General features: G+C 67.3%; 19 protein-coding genes. 14 read left to right on the forward strand and 5 right to left on the reverse strand.

All coding sequences use genetic code 11. From position 1 onward, the window contains the following. Positions 1 to 225: 225 nt before the first annotated feature. The 12 genes from ATO4_RS18230 (at position 226) to ATO4_RS18285 (ending at position 12,268) form a co-directional block, all read left to right on the forward strand. The gene (locus ATO4_RS18230) at positions 226 to 1,095 is read left to right on the forward strand and encodes a nitrilase family protein (RefSeq protein WP_083592970.1); all 870 of its coding nucleotides are present in this window, start codon (positions 226 to 228) and stop codon (positions 1,093 to 1,095) included. Positions 1,096 to 1,171: 76 nt separating this feature from the next. After that, a complete protein-coding gene (locus ATO4_RS18235) occupies positions 1,172 to 2,281 on the forward strand; it encodes a substrate-binding protein (RefSeq protein WP_139802539.1) in 1,110 nt (369 codons plus the stop codon). A gap of 84 nt (positions 2,282 to 2,365) precedes the next feature. Then, positions 2,366 to 3,202 carry a branched-chain amino acid ABC transporter permease gene (locus ATO4_RS18240; protein WP_083592972.1) on the forward strand — a complete coding sequence of 279 codons (837 nt, stop codon included), beginning with the start codon at positions 2,366 to 2,368 and terminating at the stop codon, positions 3,200 to 3,202. Then, positions 3,195 to 5,018: an ATP-binding cassette domain-containing protein gene (locus ATO4_RS18245; RefSeq protein WP_245308823.1), complete on the forward strand. Its 1,824-nt coding sequence runs from the start codon at positions 3,195 to 3,197 to the stop codon at positions 5,016 to 5,018. Before ATO4_RS18240 ends, ATO4_RS18245 begins: the two co-directional genes overlap by 8 nt. Continuing rightward, a complete protein-coding gene (locus ATO4_RS18250) occupies positions 5,015 to 5,746 on the forward strand; it encodes an ABC transporter ATP-binding protein (protein ID WP_083592973.1) in 732 nt (243 codons plus the stop codon). The genes ATO4_RS18245 and ATO4_RS18250 overlap by 4 nt, the downstream gene beginning before the upstream one ends. Positions 5,747 to 5,825: 79 nt before the next feature. Next, positions 5,826 to 6,572, forward strand: a complete 747-nt coding sequence (locus ATO4_RS18255; RefSeq protein WP_083592974.1) for a DUF1028 domain-containing protein — start codon at positions 5,826 to 5,828, stop codon at positions 6,570 to 6,572. Continuing rightward, positions 6,569 to 6,787 (forward strand): hypothetical protein, encoded by a 219-nt coding sequence (locus tag ATO4_RS18260; RefSeq protein WP_083592975.1) that lies wholly within the window; start codon positions 6,569 to 6,571, stop codon positions 6,785 to 6,787. Before ATO4_RS18255 ends, ATO4_RS18260 begins: the two co-directional genes overlap by 4 nt. After that, on the forward strand, positions 6,784 to 8,157 hold the full coding sequence (locus ATO4_RS18265) for an amidase (protein ID WP_083592976.1): 1,374 nt from the start codon (positions 6,784 to 6,786) through the stop codon (positions 8,155 to 8,157). Before ATO4_RS18260 ends, ATO4_RS18265 begins: the two co-directional genes overlap by 4 nt. 489 nt (positions 8,158 to 8,646) lie before the next feature. Continuing rightward, positions 8,647 to 9,663, forward strand: coding sequence for an ABC transporter substrate-binding protein (locus ATO4_RS18270; protein WP_083592977.1), 1,017 nt, complete (start codon positions 8,647 to 8,649; stop codon positions 9,661 to 9,663). A gap of 24 nt (positions 9,664 to 9,687) precedes the next feature. Then, complete coding sequence (locus ATO4_RS18275; protein ID WP_083593009.1) at positions 9,688 to 10,479, forward strand: ABC transporter ATP-binding protein; 792 nt, start codon at positions 9,688 to 9,690, stop codon at positions 10,477 to 10,479. After that, positions 10,476 to 11,327: an ABC transporter permease gene (locus ATO4_RS18280; protein ID WP_083592978.1), complete on the forward strand. Its 852-nt coding sequence runs from the start codon at positions 10,476 to 10,478 to the stop codon at positions 11,325 to 11,327. Before ATO4_RS18275 ends, ATO4_RS18280 begins: the two co-directional genes overlap by 4 nt. 23 nt (positions 11,328 to 11,350) lie before the next feature. After that, positions 11,351 to 12,268: an acetamidase/formamidase family protein gene (locus ATO4_RS18285; RefSeq protein ID WP_083592979.1), complete on the forward strand. Its 918-nt coding sequence runs from the start codon at positions 11,351 to 11,353 to the stop codon at positions 12,266 to 12,268. 295 nt (positions 12,269 to 12,563) lie between these two features. On the opposite strand, the gene ATO4_RS18290 is transcribed toward ATO4_RS18285, so the two are convergent. From ATO4_RS18290 to ATO4_RS18310, 5 genes are all read right to left on the reverse strand, one after another. Then, positions 12,564 to 12,971: a transposase gene (locus ATO4_RS18290; RefSeq protein WP_083592980.1), complete on the reverse strand. Its 408-nt coding sequence runs from the start codon at positions 12,969 to 12,971 to the stop codon at positions 12,564 to 12,566. 103 nt (positions 12,972 to 13,074) lie between these two features. Continuing rightward, positions 13,075 to 14,013, reverse strand: coding sequence for an acetamidase/formamidase family protein (locus ATO4_RS18295; RefSeq protein ID WP_176223051.1), 939 nt, complete (start codon positions 14,011 to 14,013; stop codon positions 13,075 to 13,077). Between the two features lie 449 nt (positions 14,014 to 14,462). Then, positions 14,463 to 15,074: a GNAT family N-acetyltransferase gene (locus ATO4_RS18300; protein WP_083592982.1), complete on the reverse strand. Its 612-nt coding sequence runs from the start codon at positions 15,072 to 15,074 to the stop codon at positions 14,463 to 14,465. A gap of 84 nt (positions 15,075 to 15,158) precedes the next feature. Further along, positions 15,159 to 18,281, reverse strand: a complete 3,123-nt coding sequence (locus tag ATO4_RS18305) for a multidrug efflux RND transporter permease subunit (RefSeq protein WP_083592983.1) — start codon at positions 18,279 to 18,281, stop codon at positions 15,159 to 15,161. Between the two features lie 10 nt (positions 18,282 to 18,291). Next, positions 18,292 to 19,458: an efflux RND transporter periplasmic adaptor subunit gene (locus tag ATO4_RS18310; RefSeq protein ID WP_083592984.1), complete on the reverse strand. Its 1,167-nt coding sequence runs from the start codon at positions 19,456 to 19,458 to the stop codon at positions 18,292 to 18,294. A gap of 169 nt (positions 19,459 to 19,627) precedes the next feature. On the opposite strand from ATO4_RS18310, the gene ATO4_RS18315 reads away from it, so the two are divergent. Beyond that, positions 19,628 to 20,299: a response regulator gene (locus ATO4_RS18315; protein ID WP_083592985.1), complete on the forward strand. Its 672-nt coding sequence runs from the start codon at positions 19,628 to 19,630 to the stop codon at positions 20,297 to 20,299. Between the two features lie 4 nt (positions 20,300 to 20,303). After that, a complete protein-coding gene (locus ATO4_RS18320) occupies positions 20,304 to 21,386 on the forward strand; it encodes an ATP-binding protein (RefSeq protein ID WP_083592986.1) in 1,083 nt (360 codons plus the stop codon). The last annotated feature ends 14 nt before the right edge of the window (positions 21,387 to 21,400 follow it).

Here is a 21,400-nt window from a genome sequence, read left to right on the forward strand (position 1 = left end):
AGCGCGCCGCGAGCGCCTCGATCCATTCCTGTAGCACCACCCCGCACAGGCCCATCTCGCGAGCAAATGCACAGAAATTAGGCTCGCACAGATTCTTTTCAGAAATTCATTCAAGTCACTTGAATGCGAATACGGATCGGGTAGGCTCGATGGATGAGCGTCGTCGCGAGGCCGGCAGGCGATTGCGATGACCCGGGCATGACGATTTCGGGGGCGCGGGGATCCATGGCGCAGGAAGCGCAAATCCAGATTTCATGCGCGCAATTCGAGCCGCGCATCGGCGAGAAGGAGCGCAACGTCGAGGCGAGCCTTGCTCTCATCGAGAGGCTCGCCGGGGACGGCTCGCAACTGATCGTCATGCCGGAGCTTTGCAACACCGGTTACGTGCTGGAAAGCCGGGAAGAAGCCTACGCTCTCTCCGAAGAGGTCGCGACGGGCGAGACGATCACCGCCTGGACCAGAGCCGCCGCCGAGAAGGATGTCACCCTCGTCGCCGGCTTCCTCGAGCGCGACGGCGTGAAGCTCTACAACAGCGCCATCGTCATCGGACCGGATGGGATCATCGGCACCTACCGCAAGGCCCATCTCTGGAATGCCGAAGCGTTGTTCTTCGAGCGCGGCGATCTCGGCTTTCCGGTCTTTCACACGCGCTTCGGCCGGCTCGGCGTGCTGATCTGCTACGACGGCTGGTTTCCCGAAGCCTGGCGCCTCCTCGCCCTGCAGGGCGCCGACATCGTCTGCGTGCCGACCAACTGGGTGCCGATGGAGAAGCAGCCGGGCCACCTGCCGGCCATGGCCAACATCCTGTGCATGGGCGCGGCGCATTCCAACTCGATGGTCGTCGCCGCCTGCGACCGGGTCGGCACCGAGCGCGGCCAGCCATTCATCGGCCAGAGCCTGATCGTCGACCACAATGGCTGGCCCGTCGCAGGTCCGGCCAGCAAGGACGAGCCGGAGCTGGTCACCGCGCGCGTCGACCTCTCGCAGGCCCGGCGCCAGCGCAACTGGAATGCCTTCAACCAGGTCGTCCGGGACCGCCGGACGGATCTTTATGGGGAAATGTTGGGGACGCAGGCTCGCCCCGACTGGCACTGAGACGAGCCTTTCACAAACAGGGAACGACGTCATGAAATTCACCCATCTGGCCGGCAGCGTGCTGCTGCTCGGAGCGATGACTTACGGCGCCGCGGCGCAGGAAGATCCGATCAAGATCGGCATTCCGGTCGGTCTCAGCGGCGCCAACAGCGTCGTCGCGCCCTCCGTCGTCCAGTCGAGCGAACTCGCCGCCGAGGAGATCAACGCCGCGGGTGGCATTCTCGGCCGCAAGGTCGAACTCGTCGTCGCCGACGACGGCAGCGGCGCCCAGGGCGCGCAGCGCGCCTTCGACTCGCTGGTCTTCCAGGACGACGTCGACGTGCTGATCTCGATGGAGACGAGCGCCGCCCGCAATGCCGGCCTGCCGATCGTCAACCGTGCCGGCAAGCCGTACATCTACACGTCCTTCTACGAAGGACGCTCCTGCAGCCCGTGGATGTTCGTCGACGCCTGGGTGCCCGAACAGCAGGTGACGCCGATCGTCGACCAATTCATGAACGAGGAAGGCGCCAAGACCTTCTACCTCATCGGCAGCGACTACGCCTTCGGCCGCGGCATGCTGGAATTCACCCGCAAATACATCGAGGACAGCGGCGGCCAGGTCCTCGGCGAAGAGTACCTGCCGATGGACGGCTCGGACTGGACCGCGATCATCTCCGATCTGAAGTCGAAGAACCCGGCTGCCCTGATCACCTCGACGGCCGGTGGCGCGCCCAACGTCACCCTGACCAAGCAGCTGCGCAATTCCGGCGTCGACATCCCCTATGGCAACCTCGCCGTCGACGAGGGCACGGCCAAGAGCATGGGCTCGGACGCCTCCGGCATCTACATCTCCCAGTCCTACCTGACCGGTATCGGCAGCGAGGAGAACAAGACGTTCCTCGCGGCGATGGAGAAGAAGTTCGGCGCCGATCTGAAGACGCCGAACGATCTCTCCGTGCCGCAGTACGAGGCGATCTACCTCTACAAGGCCGCTGTCGAGAAGGCCGGATCCACCGAGCCCCAGGCCGTCGTCGACGCGCTGCCGGAGGTCTCCTTTACCGGCCCGCGCGGCGCCATCCAGATGAACAAGCAGCACCACACGCCGCTGACCATGTATCTCGGCCAGGTCAAGGACGACGGCAGCGTCGAGGTCATCAAGACCTTCGACAACGTCGACCCGGGCGAGCAGTGCCCGAACCTCTGACCGGCTGAACGCCCGGACGGGCGATCATCATCGCCCGTCCGTCATCCGTGCTTCGCACCGCGAACGCTTCAAGGACCCCTGCTCATGGCGACGCTGTTTCTCGATATCGTCACGACGTCGTCGATGCTGTTCATCGTCGCCGCCGGCCTGATGATCATTCTCGGCGTCATGAAGCTCATCAACTTCGCCCACGGCGCCTTCCTGACCGTCGGCGGCTATAGCGCCCATGTCGTCACCGACGCCGGTTTCAACGCCTGGCTCACCATTCCGGCGGCGGCGGTCGTCGGCTTCGTCCTCGGCATCGTCGTCGAGCGGATCATCCTGCGTCCGCTCTACGACCGGCCGCTCGACGCGATCCTCGCGACCTGGGGCCTCGGCATCGTCATCGCGCAGATCATTACCTTCATGTTCGGACGCGGCGTCCAGTTCGCCGAGAGCCCGATTTCCGGCACGGCCGATCTCTTCGCCATCACCTATTCGTCCTGGCGGCTGATCCTCGTTGCCGTCGCCGTCGCGCTCGGGATCGCGCTGACCGCCCTCCTCTACTTCACCCGCTTCGGCCTCAACGCCAGAGCCGTGATCATGAACGAGAATCTCGCCCGGGGCCTCGGCATCGACAGCGTCAGGGTGCGGGCGCTCACCTTCGGGCTGGGTGCGGCGCTGGCCTGCGCGGCCGGAGCCTTGATCACGCCGCTGCTCTCGATCGACCCGAACATGGGCCTGCCGTGGCTGGTCAACTCGTTCATGCTGGTGCTGGTCTCGGGCGTCGCGATCCCCGGCCTGGCGCTGGCCTCGCTGCTTCTGGGCGGGGCGCAGGTCCTGGTCTCCACCTTCGTCAGCCCGATCATCGGCGGCATCACCATCGTCGTCCTCGCGGCGGTCATACTCAGGATCAAGCCCCAGGGACTGTCCCGTGGTTGACATCACCTCGCACGCCCCCCGACGCTCGCTGACACCATACTGGACGACCGCGATCGTCGCCGGCCTGGCGATCGCCCTCGTCGTCGCGGCGCCGCACTTTCTCGGCATCTACCTGACCAACGTCCTGATCCGCGCCCTTTTCCTGGGCGTCCTGGCGCTTACCGTGGATCTGATCTGGGGCTATACGGGCATCCTGACCTTCGGCCAGTCGGCCTTCTTCGGCATCGGCGCCTATGCCTGCGCCCTGGTCTTCACCCATTGGGGTTTCGGCCCCGGATGGTTCGTCGCCGCGCTTCTGATCGGCATCGTCGCGGCGGGGCTGGTCGCCTGGCTGGTCGGCCTGTTGTCGTTCTATCACGGCGCCTCGCCGCTCTACTCGTCGATCATGACGCTGGCGCTGCCCATCGTCCTCGTCCAGGTGATCTTCGCCGGAGGCCGGTTTACCGGCTCCAGCAGCGGGCTGTCCGGGTTTCCGACCTACTACTGGTCGATCGGCACCTGGTTCGTCATCGCCGGCGTCCTGCTGATCGCGGTCGCCTCGCTCGCCTGGCTGTTCGTGCGCGGCGACTTCGGCCGCATCCTGATCGCCATTCGGGAAAACGAGGATCGCTGCGCCTATCTCGGCATCCCGGTTTCCGGCATCAAGACAGGGCTGTTCACTGTCTGCGGGGCGGTCGGCGCCGTCGCCGGCTTCGGCTATGCCGCCTTCACCGACGTCGTGGCGCCGGAGCTCGCGGGCTTCCTGCTCGGAACGGAGTCGCTCATCTGGGTGGCGCTCGGCGGCAGGGCGACGCTGATCGGGCCGATCCTCGGCGCCATCGGCATCGACGTCACCTCCTCTTATCTTTCGGGGAGCCTGCCCTTCCTTTGGAAATTCCTCGTCGGCGTCGCCTTCGTCGTGGTGATCATCCTTCTGCCGAACGGCATCGCCTCGCTCGTCACCGGCGCATGGCGCCGCTACAAAAGGCGCGGCAAGGAGGGCGCCGCGGCGCACACGCACCGGGAGACTGTCACCCTGGTCCAGGCCAAGGCCGGCGGCCTCGCGCAAAGCCCGTCCGGCGACGTGTCCCCGATCAGGATCGCGGCGCTCACCTGCCGTTATGGCAGCCTCACGGTGCTGGACGGGATCGAACTCGAGGGCAGGCGGCGCGAGCTTCTGTCGATCGTCGGGCCGAACGGCGCCGGCAAGACCACGCTGATGCGCTGCATCAGCAATGGCAGCGAACGCAGCGGCGGCGAGGTGGTGATCGGCGGCGAGAGCATCGGACGGAAATCGCCTCAGAAGATCGTCGCGCTCGGCGTCGGCCGCAGTTTCCAGAACACCAGCCTGTTCGACAGCCTGACCGTCGGCGACTGCCTGCGGCTTGCCCGCTTCCGCATCGACGGGGCCCGCTATTTCGAGCGCAGCGACACGGTCGCCCTGCCCGAGCCCGCCCTCGACATTCTGAGGGCGACCGGTCTCGACCGGCAGCTCGGCCTCGAGACGCGCTACCTGTCCCACGGCATGAAGCGCGGCCTGGAACTCGCCATGGTGCTCGCCACCGAACCGCGCGTCCTTCTGCTCGACGAGCCGACCGCGGGCCTGACCAAGGCCGAGCGCACCGCCATCGGCAGCGTTCTGACCCGGCTGGTCGAGGACTACGGCCTCTGCGTCTTCCTGATCGAGCACGATCTCGATTTCGTCCGCGAGATCTCCGACCGGATCGTCGTGCTTCACCAGGGCCGGATGCTGCTCGACGGCAGCGTCGAGGAGGTCGTCTCGTCCGACCTCGTCAAGGCCGTCTATTCGGGCCAGGAGACGGAGACACCGGCATGAGCGCCGTTCGCCAATTCGAACCCGCGCAAACCGTCCTCGCGGTCGAGGGGCTGACCAGCGGCTACGACGCGGCGCCGGTCGTGCGGGAGGTGTCCTTCTCCATCGCCGCCGGCGAGATCCTGGTGATCCTCGGCAAGAACGGCATGGGCAAGTCGACGCTGTTGAAGACGATCATGGGCTTCGTCCGCGCCTCCGCCGGCAAGATCCGTCTCGCCGGCGAAGACATCACCAACCGCCAGCCGCATCTGATCGCCCGGCACTCCGTCGCCTATACGCCGCAGGAATATGCGATCTTCCAGGATCTGACGGTCGAGGAGAACCTCCGGCTCGGCGTCGCGAACGACACCCTCCTCAAGGAACGTCTGGAAGACGTCGAGGCGGCGTTTCCGCGCATCGTCGAGCGACTGCACCAGCGTGCCGGCACGCTGTCTGGCGGCGAGCAGAAGATGCTGCTCCTGTCGCGCGGCCTGATCGCCCGGCCGAAGATCATGCTGATCGACGAGATCTCGGAAGGCTTGCAGCCGACGATGGTCGCCAAGATGGCCGAAGTCCTCAAGGCGACCAAGGAAAGGAACGGCGTCGCGGTGGTGCTGGTCGAGCAGAACCTGCCCTTCGCCCTCTCCGTCGCCGACCGCTATGCCATCCTCAAGATCGGCGAGATCGTCGAGCGCGGCGACGTGGCCCATGCCGACACGGCGGCGACCCTTGAGGAGCATCTTCGGATCTAGGGCACCATCCGGCAGTGCCGGGACAGAGCTTGGGATCATGCGCAAACGAGACGAGCGAGCGGGCACCGGGAGACGCGGTATGACAGGCATCGAAGCCAACACCTTTTCGATCGTCGCGCGATGTCCCCGCACGGGGGAGCTCGGCGTCGCGGTCGCATCGGCGGTTCCCGCGGTCGGGGCCATCTGTCCCTATGTCCGGCCGGGCGTCGGCGCCGTGACCACCCAGTCCTGGGTCAATCCCTATCTGGCGACGGCGATCCTCGACGCCCTCGCCGCGGGCTCGCCTGCGGATGCGGCACTGGCAAGCGCACTGGCCAGCGATGCCGAGGCAGATCTGCGACAGGTCGGCGTCGTCGACGCCAGCGGCGGATCGGCCGTATGGACCGGCGGCGCCTGCACCGACTGGCATGGCTCGCGGCACGGCTCCGACTTCAGCGCGCAAGGCAACATGCTGACGGGGCCAGAGGTGATAGACGCCCTCGCCGAGACCTTCGAGGCGTCCCACGCCGAGAGCCTCGACGCGCGGCTCATGGCGTGCCTGGAAGCGGCGCAGGCCGCCGGCGGCGACAAGCGCGGCAAGCAGGCGGCGGGGATCGTGGTGTTCGGCTCCGAAAGCTACGCCAAGGTGGACCTCAGGGTCGACGAACACGCGGCGCCGATCGCCCGCCTGCGCGAGGTCTACGAGATCGCCAGATTGCAGCTGATGCCCTTCGTCGAGGGAATGCCGAAGCGCGAGAAGCCGAGTGCTTTCCCCCCGAGCGTGATGGAGCTTCTCCTGAAATCGCCGCCCGACCGTCCCGGCGGCGGCGGGAGCGCCCAGCCATGAACGACACGACCAATCAATCTCAGACGGTGAACGGCCCCATGATCGACCAGGAGCGCGATCCGCAGACCCTCATCCGCGCCGACCGGCTCGACGACGTGCGGCTCGCCTATGTGGCCATCGCCCGCCAGATCGAGCTCTTGCGGTCGTTCGACCTCGGCGAAATCCATCCAGCGGTGGTCTATCGCCCCGTGCGACAGATGGACGAGCCCCGATGACGCCGGACGAAGCGCTGGCCGCGCCGATCACCGCCGTCGCCGCGGCCATTCGGGAGGGACGGCTCGCCTCGGCCGATCTCGTCGCTCGTTGCCTGGAAAACATCGAGACACGCGACGGAACGCTGCGATCCTTCGTCCACGTCGCAGCCGACGCGCTCGACCAGGGGCGCCGCGCCGACGAAGCGGCGCGCGCGGGGGCCGATACGGGACCGCTCGCCGGCATCCCGATCGCCGTCAAGGACAACTATCTCACCGCCGGCATGCCGACGACCGCAGGCACCGAAGCGGATATCGCCTATCCGCAACAGGATGGCGCGGCCATCGCCAGGCTGCGGGCGGCCGGCGCGATCTTCATCGGCAAGACGCGGATGCACGAATTCGCCTGGGGCATGGAAACCCCTCCGACCCGCAACCCCTACGATGAAACCCGCGTGCCCGGCGGCTCGAGCGGCGGTTCGGGCGCGGCCGTCACCGCCGGCTTCTGCCTCGCCGCCACGGGTTCGGACACCGGCGGATCGATCCGCATCCCGGCGAGCCTTTGCGGCAATGTCGGTTTCAAGCCGACCTTCGGCCGGATCGGCCGGTCCGGCATCGTGCCGCATTCCTGGTCGCTGGATCACGCGGGGCCGCTCGCCCGCAACGTCGCGGACGCGGCGCTGCTCGTCGAGATCATGTCGGGCGTCGATCCCGAGGACGCCGGTTCGGCCGACGAGCCGCGACCCGACCTCATGGCCGCCCTCGACCGAGGTGCTGAGGGCCTCAGGGTCGGGGTTTGCCGGAATCACTTCTTCGAGGCGCTCGATCCGCAGGTGGAACAGGCGGTGGAAGGCACCATCGCGCTGCTCGGCCGGCTCGGCGCGACCATCGTCGAGTTCGAGGTTCCCGAGCTGGCATACGGCCTCGGCGCGATCTTCGCGATCGAACTGTCCTCCTCGACCGCCTACCACCTGCCGCATCTGGCGGCCGGCCGGGTCGACGCCTACGCGGAAGACGTCCGGCTCCTGGTCGAGATGGGCCGGCTGGTGACGGGGTCGGACTATCTCCACGCCGAGCGCTACCGGACGCTGCTCGGCCGGAAGTTCCGGGACGCCTTCGCCGAGGTCGACGTCGTCGTGGGCCCGACCATGCCGATCACCGCCTGGGAGATCGGTCAGAAGGAGGTCGTTCTCGGCGGCAAGCGCGAGGCCGTTCTCGAAACCTCCTGGCGCTTCACCTATCCCTGGAACCTCCTGGGCCTTCCCGCGATCACCGTCCCCTGCGGCATCGACGACAAGGGCCTGCCGATCGGCTTCCAGATCGCCGGAGCGGCCTTCGACGAAGCCAGTGTCGTTCGAACCGCGTCGCTGGTCGAGCGCCACACGGCCGGATAGCGCGTCAGGCGACCGGCGGGCTTCAACCGTTTCTTGCACATCCCGACACGGTCCGTTCGGCGGACGTGGATCGACGCCTTGCTGCAGCCGGACGGGCGGCTGAAGCGACGAGCGTTTGCGTCCGCATTTCTCGTCGAAGGCGGCGGGACGGAACCGCCGCGATCGACGCCGGCCGGACCGCCGGCTCGTGCTCCGATTGGCAAAATTGACAATCATGAGCCTTCATGCCGGAGGCGAAGGCAGGTCGTCCCGATGCGCCACTTTCCTGGCATGTTCGCGTGCGTTGCCGCCTGCGCGCCTTCGGTCCCGGGGCTGGCCCAACTCGCCCGAATGCCCTGCGGTTCCTGGGCTCCGGCCCTATCCGCCTTCGTCTGTGACGACATGGCACGGCGTTTGCTGAACCTTGCAGAGCAAGGGGAAGCCAACCCGCTTTGGGCGAGCCGCCTCGTGCAACTGGTGTCCATCGGCGAAGCGAAACGGAGCAAGTCAATGAAGATTGTCGGCATCCTCAAGGCACGAATGGTGCAAGCGGCGCTTGCCGTGGGCGTGACGGTCGCCCCCGTGCTGGCACATCCCGGATCGGCCGTCGCTGCAGACCTCAAGGAGGTCAACTTCAGCGAGGCGGTCCACAATCTCGGCTACATCAACCTCTATGTCGGCTTGCACGCCGGCATCTTCGAAAAGAACGGCCTGAAGATGAACGTCTCCGCCGCAGGCGGCGATACGCAGACATTCGCGGCGGTGCTCGGCGGATCGGCGGACTTCGCGATCGGTGACGCCACGATGGCGGTCATGTCGCGCGAGGCGGGCGGCCCCGGCGTCGTCGTCGGAACGGTGGTGCAGAGGGCGCACTACTTCGGCGTCTCGAAGACGCTGGAGCCGATCACCGATCCCAAGCAGTTCAAGGGGCTGACGATCGTCACCTCTCCCGAGCCCAATACCAACTACAGCGTCGCCAAGCGCATGCTCGAGAATGCCGGGCTGAAGATCGGCACGGATACCACGATCCTGCAGGTCAGCCCCGGGACCGAGATCGCCGCCATGCTCGCCGGACAGGCCGACATGGCGATCGCCTACCAGCCCGGCGTCGCATCCGCGGTCGACCAGGGCGCCAAGGTGGTCTTCGACTTCTCCAACTATGTCGGCCCCTTCTGCAACACCGGCATCATGGTGCTGCCGTCGACGGTCGAGACGGACCCCGAGATGGTCCAGGCCCTGGTGACCTCGTTCGAGGAAGCATCGCGCATGACCTATGCCGATCCGGACTTCGCCAAGAAGGTCGCTCGCGCGGAATTCCCGGATCTTCCCGGCGAGGTCGTGGACGCTGCGATCGATGCCGAGCTGCAGTACAAGATTCCGGCCGAGACCGTCGTCGTCCAGAAGGATCAGTGGAAGAACCTCATGGACATGCAGATCTACCTCGGCAACGTGAAGGGTACGGTGCCCTTCGACGAGGTCATCGACAACAGCTTCGCCGAGAAGGCCGTCGAGAAGGTCGAGGGCTGATCCTTGGCGAAGGCGCGGCGGAACATGCACGAAACCGGGCCAAGCGCCGCGCCGCCGCTCGTTGCCGAACGTCTCGCCAAGACGTTCGACGACGGCGCCGTTGAGGTCCCCGTCATCGCCGATCTCAGCTTCACCTTGAATGCCGGCGAGATCGTCAGCATCGTCGGCCCATCCGGCTGTGGCAAGACGACGCTTCTCAACGTCGTCTGCGGGCTGACGCCGGCGTCCTCAGGGTCGGTCCTGTGGCACGGCGCCGCGCCGCAGGGCATGCCTGGACGCGTCGGATACATGCTGCAGAAGGACATGCTGCTGCCATGGCGAACCGCCCTCTCGAACGTCACGCTCGGCATGGAGATCAACGGCAAGGTCGGGGCCCCGGAGCGCGACAAGGCCCGCGTCCTCCTCGACAGACTCGGTCTGCATGGGTTTGCCGACCGCTATCCGGCGACCTTTTCCGGCGGAATGCGCCAGCGGGTCGCCCTCGCACGGACATTGGTCAACGACCCGGAGGTTCTCTTGTTCGATGAGCCCTTCGCGGCGCTCGATTTCCAGACCAAGCTGCTTCTGGAGGCCGACACGGTGCGACTGGTGCGCGAGGAAGGCCGCAGCCTGCTCTGCATCACCCATGACATCGAGGAGGCGGTGTCGATCTCGGACCGCGTCATCGTTCTGACGAAACGTCCGACGCGCGCCAAGGCAGTCTACGAGATCGATCTCGGCGTCCAAACCGCTGATATGATGGAGGCGCGCCAGAGCCCGCGCTTCAACGACCATGTCCGCGCCATCTGGCGCGACCTCGAGGTCTCAGGCACATGACCGACACACGCGCATCGTCCGCAGTGACGGCCGACCAAGCTGCGAGCGGTGCGAGTTCGCGCGAGAAAGCCCGCCGCCGCGCCCGCTCGCGGACACGCGCCAAGGTCGCCGGGTGCCAGTTCGCCCTTCTCGCGCTCTTCCTCGGCGGCTGGGAATACATCACCTCGCTCGACCGGCAGACGGCCTTCCTGTTCGGATCACCGAGCGCGATCTTCGGCTTCCTCAAGACGATGGCAACCGACGGAAGCCTTGCCCGCGACACCTATGTCACCGCGCTCGAGACGCTCCTGGGCTTTCTCCTCGGCAATCTGATCGGAACCCTCGTCGGTCTCTCCTTGTGGTACTCGGCATTCGTGTCGCGGGTCGTCCAGCCCTTCGTCGTCGCCCTCGGGTCGATCCCGATCATCGCTCTCGCCCCGATGGTGATCATCTGGTTCGGCACCGGCCTCGCCTCGAAGGTCGCCATGTCCACCCTGTCGGTCGTGGTCGTGGCACTCGTCACATCCTACAAGGGCGCGATGAGCGTCGACCCGGACCAGATCAACCTGTTCCGGACCCTCGGGGCCCGCAAGTCGCAGATCTTCCGCAAGCTCGTCGTCCCGTCCTCCCTCAACGACATTTTCGCAGGGTTGAAACTCACGGTGGGATTCGCGCTCATCGGAGCGATCATCGGCGAGTTCATGTCCTCCTCGGAGGGCCTGGGCCACGCGATCTTCAAGGCCGGATCGCTCTATGTCATCCCGAAGGTGTTTGCCGCGCTGACGGCAACCATCGCCCTCGCCCTCGTTCTCACCTACCTCGTCGGCTGGCTGGAACGACTTCTCAAGCCTTGGCAGCCAGACCGCTGATCAGCCCCGGAGTTCTTCGAAACATGACGACCCACGTGACCAAGGCCGGCAATATCAAATACGCCCTGTCGGCCGGCGATCCTTTCGTGGCGGCGATCGCCCCCGGCGAGACAGTGACGGTGGAGACCGCGATCAATATCAATGACGGGGTGATCAAGGCCGTCGGGCAACAACTCACGCCCGAGGACGTCACCATGCCCTTCGTCAACGGTGCGACCGGGCCGATCGAGGTGCGCGGGGCGAGGCCCGGCGACATGCTGACGGTCGAGATCCTCGACATGGAACTCGACACGCTGGGCTTCACCTCCCTGTGGCCCGGCATCGGCATGTTTCCCGACTGGGTCCGCCACAAGGAGTTCGGCATCCAGACACGGGTGGTGGAGGTCAGCGACGGCGTCGTCCATTGGAACGACAAGGTCAAGCTACCGGTCCGCCCGATGATCGGGGTCGTCGGCGTCGCCCCGGTCCATGGCTCGGTGCTGACCGTCGACAACGGCGTCCATGGCGGCAATCTCGACGTCCAGGAGATCACCACCGGCAACACGGTGTCGATGCGCGTCCACCACGAAGGCGCACACCTGTTTCTCGGCGATTGCCATGCGATCCAGGGCGACGGCGAATGCAACGGCATGGGGGCGATCGAGATCGCCACCGTGCTGACGGTTCGGGTCTCTTTGGCGAAGGCGCCGGAGCGCCTGACCTGGCCGCGCTTCGAAACACCGACCCACATCGGCACCATCGCCTGCGCCCGCCCTCTCGAGGACGCCATGCGCATCGCCTTCGAGGAGATGATCTACTGGTTGGAGGACGACTACGGCATCCCCGCGCCCGAGGCCTATATGCTGCTCGGCCAGATCGCCGAGGCGCGCTGCACCCAGGTCGTCAACCCCAAATACACCTATGTCTGCACCGTGGCGAAGAAGATCCTGGCGGCGTTCTGACGAGCGATGCGAGTGGCCCGGGAGCCTGACTCCCGAACCACTGGTTTCAAGCCCGGGCGGCGCTTGGGCGGCACCCTTTGCGCCGGTCCAAGAGCGTGGCCGACGGTATGAGGCGGGAGACCCACTGCCCGCCAACCCCTGTCGCGCTCGCTCGACGGTCCCGAATGCCCGCTTGCGAGGCAGGGCGCCCAGCGGTCGGGCAGCAAGGACGCCGGACGCCGGGGGCGTTCCCGGCACGACGTTCATCGCCCCACGGCCGCACTCGCACCGAGCGAGGCCTCGTCGCCCTCCGCGATCAGCAACGGCCGGCGCGCAAGCTGGCGAAGCGGCCGGCCGAGTGGCCCGAACCGCAGTGACGCCCCTGCCGCGGGATCGACCCACTCGCAGCCTCCGCCGTCGGACGATCATGCTGGGATCCGGGCGTTGCAGGCGCAGCGCCGCGCTCCAGCCAGCCGGACCAGACTCCCTCGGGATTCTTCGGCTTCAACCGTCCGACAAGGATGCGCAGATTCTGGTTCTCGCGCTCGAGCGTCTGCAGGCGCTGGAGGGCCTCCGGCTTCAGGCCCCCCAGCCGCTTTCGCCAGCGATAGAAGGTTCGTTGCGAGACATGGGCGGAGCTGCAGATCTCCTCGATCGGCACCCCCTCCTCCGCCTCTCGCAGCAGCGTCAGGATCTCGAAATCGGTGTGGTTCGTCCTTCTCATCCCTCGACCTCTCGAAGCGGGGCGGCGCCCAACGGGGCAGGCCACCCCCCGACGAGGCAGCGAAGCAACTTCGGTGCCACGGCCGACCGACCGCGCCGAAGCTTCAGAGAAGGGACTTCTCCAGCATCATGTGGACGCCCTTGTTGCCATCCACGAGTTGCGTGACCCTGAGATTGCCCGCGAGCGAAATCAGCATGTAGGCCTGGTTGCGGGTCAGGGACGTCCGTTTGCAGACGTGCTTCACCATCTCCGCGACCGCCTCCTTGGCGGCATCGTCGAGGTCTTCGTTCAGGCCGATCGCGATGAGATGGGTCTTGTTCTCCGCAAAGGGCCGGTCGAAATCGAGGTCCTTGCGCACCGTCAGGCGAAACGTCCCGCTGCACCCGGTTTCGAGGGCCGTGAGACAGACCTCGCCATCTCCCTGAACTCCATGCCCGTCACCGGCATAGAACAGGGCCCCCTCGTTGAAGACCGGGAGGTAGAGCGTCGTTCCTGGCCGCAGTTCCTTGTTATCCATGTTGCCGCCGAAAATCCGCGGCACCGGCGAGCCGCAGCGCCCCCATGCCGGCGGCGGTGCAACCGCGATGATGCCGAAGAACGGATCGAGCGGGATCTGTGTCCCCCACGGCATGATGCAGACCTGGCGCTCCCGGTCGATGGTCGGCCGTACGGTCTCGTATTCGGTGAAGGCGTCGGGCAGCGTTCCCAGAAGCGGGAGGATCGCCACGAACCCCCAGTCCATCCAGACGCTGGTCTCCAGGATATCGATCTGCAGCACGTCGCCGGGCGCCGCGTCTTCGACATAGACGGGGCCGGTGATGAAGTGCGGCCCGGGCCCCTGCGGCAGTGCCTCGATCGCTTCGCGATAGGCGTCCGGCACCAGTTCGCGCTGCTCGGGGAGGATCTCGGCGCCGCCGGCCGGAAACGAGTGCAGCGTCACGATGTCGCCCGACGCCACGCGCAGGATCGGCGGCGTCGCGGCGTCGATATAGCCCCAGACCATCGCCTCGTGGGTTGCCGGGATCTCGTGGCTGGTCGGGATGTCACGCTTGGAGTCTCGCATGCCGGCCTCGCGCTGCTCGCTGCGTGATATGGGATGATCTGCTTCTTCTGCGCAAGGTCGCGCTTGGTGACGGTGGCCTTGCGGGCTGTCAATCGATCGAGCATGACCGTCGACGCCGTGCAGAGCGAACATCAGCACGAGCATCCAAACGCAAATCCCTCGGACAACTGCTGCCTCTCTGGATCGAGCGTTCGCGGCGGCGATCCGTCCCTGCCGCATTGGACAACGGCCGCCTTCGGGACCCGGGACTCAGCCGGCAAGATGTGAGGCGGAGTGTCGGAGGGTGTTCTGGAAGCAAGCGAGTTATCTCGCAGCCAGGTGGGCACGCGCTGACGCTTCATGAGGGAACCGAGGTGTAACACCTGCCGATCCCCCGGACGGTCCGGGACGGCCGCTTCTGAGATACTGTCGCGGCCGTTCGGATCGCTTCACCGGGTGGAAAGCGGACCGTCTGTCTTGAGAGCGTGATCCACGAGATCGGACGAAGGCGCGACACCTTCGCGGCACTCGAGTCGTTTCTCGAAGCGGAACATTCCGTCGTCGCCGGGCAGGACCGGCTCATCCGGACGGTTCGGGTCGGGATGGCCGGCGTGATGGTACTCCACGATGTGGAAGCCGCAAACATTGACGTAGAAGTGGATGTTGCGCTTCTCGAAGTACGGCGTGTGGGTCGTCCAGACCTTCGTGTCGGGATACGCCGCCTCGATCGCGCTCCAGGCCTTGCGGCCGATGCCGCGGCCGATCTCGCCGACGCTGACATAGAAGAAGTCGAGCGAGCCGTGCCGCGTTTCGGCGTCGATCGAGACGATCGCACCGCCGACCCAGCGCTCGTCTTCGAGGATACGGTGGACCACGGCGTTCGGCGCCTCGAAGGAAGCGACGATGTCTTCGTCGGGCGGGATCGGTCCGCCGTCGACCGATCCGAACGTTTCCACCGCGGCGATCGCGAAGGCGTCCTGAAGATCCTGGCGGAAGCGCGGCAGGTCGGCCTGCGTCGCGATGTCGAGAGTGATGCGGCCGGCGGTCGGAATGGCGGTCATCGAAGGTCTCCGGGATGGTGAAGAGGCATTGGAGGTCGCGGACGCGATCCCGGCCTCGGCCGGGATCGCCTTTGGGCTGGACGGTCATGCCACGGCGGGCACCGGGCTCGGCTCGATCGGATCCCTGGCCTTGCGCTCGGCGAGGCGCATGACGAGGACGAAGAAGACCGGCACGAACAGGACGGCGAGGACGGTGGCCGAGATCATGCCGCCGAAGAGGCCGGTGCCGAGCGCATTCTGCGTCTCCGAACTCGGGCCCCTGGCGATCACGAGCGGCACGATGCCGAGCGTGAAGGCGAGCGAGGTCATGACGATCGGGCGAAGGCGCAGGCGCGCCGCCTCGACCGCCGCCTCCGCCAGGCTCATGCCCTCGCCCCGCAGCTTGCGGGCGAACTCGACGATCAGGACCGCGTTCTTGGCCGACAGGCCGATCAGCGTGATGAGCCCGACCTTGAAGAACACGTCGTTCTCCAACCCCCTCAGATGCACCGCAACCACGGCGCCGACGATGCCGAGCGGCACCACGAGCATGACCGAAAGCGGAATCGCCCAGCTTTCGTAGAGAGCCGCGAGAACGAGGAAGACGACCACGAAGGAGGCCGCGAGGAGGATCGGCGCCTCGGCGCCCGACTGGCGCTCCTGAAAGGACTGGCCGACCCATTCCACGGCAAATCCTCCGGGAAGCGCGGCGGCGAGCCGCTCCATCTCGTTCATGGCATCACCGCTCGACACGCCGGACGCGGCATCGCCGGAGATGCTCAGCGAGGGATAGCCGTTGGTGCGGTTGAGTTGCAGCGGTCCGAGCGACCATTCGGGCGTCACCACCTCCGAGAGGGGCACCATGCCGCCCTTGTCGTTGCGCACGTGAAGCTTGAGGACGTCCTCGACCTGCATCCGGTCCTCCGCCCGCGCCTGCACGATGACCTCCTGGAGGCGGCCGGCGCGCGGGAAGTCGTTGACATAGGTCGAGCCCATGGCCGCGCCGAGCGCGTCGGTGATGGCGGAGAAGGACAGGCCCAGCGCCCCGGCCTTCTGCCGGTCGATGTCGAGCTTCACCGTCGGGCCGCTCGGCAGGCCGCCGACGCGCACGTTCTGGAGGAGCGCGCTTTTGGCCGCGAGATCCACCAGCGTCTCGGACGCCGCCCGCAGCGCCGCCGCGTCGCGGCCCGCCCGGTCCACGAGGTGCAGGGCGAAGCCCGAGGTCGTGCCGAGCTCCTCGATGGCCGGCGGCTTCATCACGAGAACCTCGCCCTCGCTCACTTCCGCCATCGCCCGCGTTGCGGCCTCGACCTCGGCGTCCGTGCTGCCGGTCCGATCGCCGAAGTCTTTCAGGCTCGTGAAGGCCATGGCGGCGTTCGATCCCGAGCCGGAGAAGCCGAAGCCCATGATCGAGAGGTTGCCCGCGATGTCGGGGCGCGTCGCGACATGAGCGTCGTAACGCTCCACCAGCTTGCGCGTGCGTTCGGCCGTCGCGTCCGCCGGCAGGGTGAAGGAAGTCATGAAGGTGCCCTGATCCTCGTCGGGCACGAAGGCGGTCGGCAGCGTGCCGAAGCCGATCGCCAGCGCGCCGACGATCGCGCCGTAGACCAGCATGACGCGGACGCCTCGCTTCACCAGCCAGCCGACCCACGTGACGTAGCGACCCGTCAGCCGATCGAAGCCCCGGTTGAACCAGGCGAAGAAGCCCCGGCGCTTGTGATGGGCCGTGACCGGCTTCAGGATCGTGGCGCAGAGCGCGGGCGTCAGGCTGAGGGCCAGAAAGGCCGAGAACAGGATCGACACCGCGAGCGAGACCGTGAACTGCCGGTAGATCGCCCCGACCGAGCCGGTCGCAAGGCCCATGGGCAGGAAGACCGCCGTCAGGACAAGGGTGATACCGACCACTGCGCCGGTGATCTCGCGCATGGCACGGCGCGTCGCCTCGCGCGGTGAGAGGCCCTCTCTCGCCATCAGGCGCTCGACATTCTCCACCACGACGATCGCGTCGTCCACGATGATGCCGATCGCCAGCACCATGCCGAACATGGTGAGCACGTTGACCGAGTATCCGATCGCCCAGATCACCGCGAGAGTGCCGAGGAGCGCGATCGGCGCGACGATCGCCGGGATCAGCGTGTAGCGCACCTTCTGGAGGAACAGGAGCATGATCAGGAACACCAGCGCCATCGCCTCGCCGAGCGTCTGGACGACCTTGGCAATCGAGAGCTTCACGAAGGGGGCGGTATCGTAGGAGATGGCATAGGAGATGCCCTCCGGCATCGAGGGAGCGAGTTCGGCGAGGCGGACGCGCACGCCCTCCGAGGTGCTGACGGCGTTGGCGCCGGGCGAAAGCTGGATGGCGGCGGCCGTCGCGGGCTTGCCGTCGTCGAAGATCGAGAAGCCCATGGTCTGCGGACCGACCTCGACCGTCGCCACGTCGCCGAGCGTCAGCTTCGAGCCGTCCGGGTCGGAGCGCAGAACGATGGCGGAGAATTCCTCGGGCGTCTCCAACTGGCCGCTGAGGGTCAGCGGCACGCTGACCGCCTGGCCGGGAACGGTCGGCGCCTCGCCGAGCCGCCCCGGCGCCACCTGGACGTTCTGCGTCTGGATCGCCTGGACGATCTCGGCCATCGAGACCGCATAGGACACGAGGCGGGCGGGGTCGACCCAGACGCGCATCGCTGCCTCCGAACCGAAGGACTGGACTCGGCCGACGCCCGCCACCCGCTTCAGCTCGGGCGACAGGCCCCGCGCGAGATAGTCCTCGAGCGCCAGCGTGGCCACCTTGCCGCCCTCGGAGCGCAGCGTCACGATCATCAGGAAGCCGGACGAGGCGGCCTCGACCGAGAGGCCGGCGCGGCGCACGGGCTCGGGCAGCCGCGGCTCGACGGCCTTCAGGCGGTTCTGCACGTCGATCTGGGCCATCTCCGGATCGGTGCCGGGCTTGAAGGTCACGGTGATGCTGGCATTGCCCGATGCGTCCGCCGAAGACTCGAAGTAGAGGAGGTTCTTGACCGCCGTCAGTTCGCGCTCGATCGGCGCGACCACGCTGTCGGCGACGGTCTGCGGGCCGGCGCCGGTATAGGTCGCATTGATGCTGATGCTCGGCGGCGCGATCACCGGAAAACGCGAGACGGGAAGCTGCGGGATCGCGGCAAGACCCGCCAGTGTGATGAAGATCGCGACGACCCAGGCGAAGACCGGCCGGTCGATGAAGAATTGCGGCATGGGAGAGCTTTCAGCCTTCGGTCGGGGATGCGGCTTGCCGGTAGGGATCGGGGGCGAGCGGACGGCCCGGCTGGGCGCGATCCTGCCCCTCGACGAGGACGGTCTCCCCGGCAGAAAGACCGGACAGGATCACGTATTGCCGCTCGACCAGGGGACCGAGCTCGACCGCCCGGCGGGTAGCGGTGTTGTCGGGCGCCAGGATCGTCAGTTGCGGCTTGCCCGAGGCGTCCCGCTGAACCGCCTGCTGCGGCACAGTGAGCGCTGCGGGATAGACGGCGCTCGGCACCTTGGCGCGCAGATACATGCCGGGCAAAAGCTGGCGATAGGGATTGGGCACTTCGACCCTGAGGCCGATGCTTCCGGTGCCCGGATCGACCGTGCTTTCGGAGAACAGGACCTTGCCGGGAAACTCGTAGGGTTTGCCCGCGATCGTCAGGATGTCGACGGCCAGCGTGCCGGCCTCCTCGCTGCGCCCGCTCGCCACCATGTCCTCCAGAGCCTCGCGGCGGATCGAGGGCTGGCGCACGTCCAGATAGACGCGGTCGAGCTGCTGGACGACGGCAAGCGCCGTCGCGCCGCCGACCGAGGCGAGGCCACCCTCGGTGGTGAGAGCCTGGCCGATCCGCCCGGCGACCGGGCTTCGAACGGTGGCGTGCGCGAGCTCCAGCCTGCGGCGCGTCAGGTTGGCCGTCGCCTCGGCGACGCTCGCCTTGGCCTGGGCGAGCGCGCCCGTGGCGTCGCCCAGCGCGGCGGCGCTCGCCGTGCGCGCGGCCGACAGCGCCTGGACACGCTCGTATTTGAGGTTCGCGTTGAGAAGGTCGGCCTCCGCCCGCGCGAGAACGGCGCTCGCCGCTTCGACGTCGGCGGCGAGCGGGGCGGGGTCGATCTGGAACAGCGGCTGGTCGGCCGTCACCTCGGAGCCTTCGGTGAACAGCACCTTCTGGACGATGCCGGTGACCTGCGGGCGGATCTCGGCCGTGCGCAGCGCCGCGACGCGGCCAGGCAACTCATCGGTGACCACCAGGCGCCGCGGCTCGACCGTGACCACGGCGACGTGCGGAGGATCGGCGGAAAGGTCCGCCGGCGCCCCGCCGGTCTCCTCCTTCGTGCAGGCCCCGAGCAGCATCGCGGCGGCGCCGAGAAGGACAGGGAGCGGCAGGCGGCGCAGGATCGACATCGCGGGGGTTCCATGGCAACGGTCTCGCCGCGTCGGTGCGACGCCGCTCCTATTCGCCCGCAGCATTGGCGTCGTGTGGAGGAAATGTTGCGCGTTCGTGGAGGACGCATCGGGGCGCTCGACGGGCTCCGTGCCGGATGGCATCCAAGGGCCGAGGAGAACGCCCGCCATGACAGCCCTTGTCCTGATCGCCGAAGACGACGACGAGATCTGCGCCATTCTCGACGCCTATCTCGTGCGCGAGGGCTTCCGCACGGTCAAGGCACGGGACGGTCGCACCGCGCTCGACCTCCACCTCGCGCTGAAGCCCGACCTCGTGCTTCTCGACGTCACCATGCCGCGCCTCGATGGATGGGAGGTGCTGGCCGAACTGCGCCGCCGGGGCTCGACGCCCGCCATCATGATCACCGCGCTCGACAAGGACATCGACCGCCTGCAGGGACTGCGGATCGGGGCGGACGACTACGTGGTGAAACCGTTCAACCCGATCGAGGTCGTGGCGCGGGCGAAGGCGGTGCTGCGCCGTTCGGGCTTGGCGAGCGCGGCGGGCGTGTTGCGGGTCGGGGAACTCTCGATCGATCTCGACGCCTACCAGGCGAGCCTCGGCGATGCGCCCCTCGCGCTGACGCTGACCGAGTTCCGCATTCTCGCCCACATGGCGCGCAGCCCGACGAAGGTGTTCACCCGGAGCGAGCTGGTGGACGCCTGCCTGCCGGGCTCGGACGCGCTCGACCGCACGGTGGACAGCCATCTCAGCAAGCTGCGCAAGAAGCTGGAGCAAGCGGGCGCCGCCGGCCTCCTGCCGGGCGTGCGCGGCGTCGGCTACCGGCTGACGGCGTGACCGCATGAGGTTGCGCGACGGCCTCAGCCGCCAGATCCTCCTCGCCATGTCCGCCATCACCGTGGCGGTCGGGCTTCTCGTCTTCTTCGGCACCTATCTCGCCTACATGGCGATCATCGCCCTCTATCCGCTGCCCGAGACGGCCGAGGAGGGGCTCACCGGGATCGACCTCGCCGTTCTCGGCGCGCTGATCCTGGTCGCGTTGCCGCTCGCCGCCGCGGTCGCGCTGCGCCTCGCCCGCCGCATTCTGGAGCCCCTCGAAACGCTGGCCGAGAGTGCCCGACGCATCGCCGACGGCGACCTGTCGGCCCGGGTTCCGCCCGGCGATCGCTCGCTGGGGGAGACCTCCGAACTGATCGACGACTTCAACACCATGGCACAGCGTCTCCAGGACATGGCCGCCGACATGGCGCGCTGGAACGCCACGATCGCACACGAGCTGCGCACCCCGCTCACCATCCTGAAAGGCCGTCTCCAGGGCATGATCGACGGCGTCTTCGAGCCGGACGAGCGCTTGCTTCGTGCGCTGGTCCTTCAGGTGGACAGCCTGGCGCGGCTGGTCGAAGAGCTGCGGACCGTCACGCTTGCCGACAGCGGACATCTCGACCTGCGGATCGCGCCCGTCCGTCTGGCAGAGGAGGTCGCCCAGATGGCCGAACTCCTCGCTCCCGATCTGAAAGCCGACGGCTTCACCCTCGTTCTCGACCTTGCCGACGTGACCGTCGACCTCGACGCGACGCGGATCCGTCAGGCCCTTCTGGCGCTCGTCAGCAATGCGCGGCGCCATGCGCTTCGCGGCGCGATCACGATCTCGCTGAGGCGGCATGGCGGCGAAGCGGTGCTCGGCGTCGCCGACGAGGGGCCGGGTCTGCCGCCGGACATGGCATCCCGCATGTTCGAACCGTTCATGCGCGGCGACCCGGCCCGGTCGCGGGAACCCGGTGGCAGCGGGCTCGGCCTGTCGGTCGTGCGGGCGATCGTCGAGGCGCACGGCGGATGCGTGCGCTACCGTCCGTCGCCGAGCGGCGGCGCCCTGTTCGAGATGGTGTTCGTCCGGGAGGGTCGCGGGGCACAGGTCACGGCATAGGCATCAGCAAGACG

Origin of the sequence: Aurantimonas sp. 22II-16-19i, from assembly GCF_002088275.1 — a bacterium.
Classification (GTDB): domain Bacteria; phylum Pseudomonadota; class Alphaproteobacteria; order Rhizobiales; family Rhizobiaceae; genus Jiella.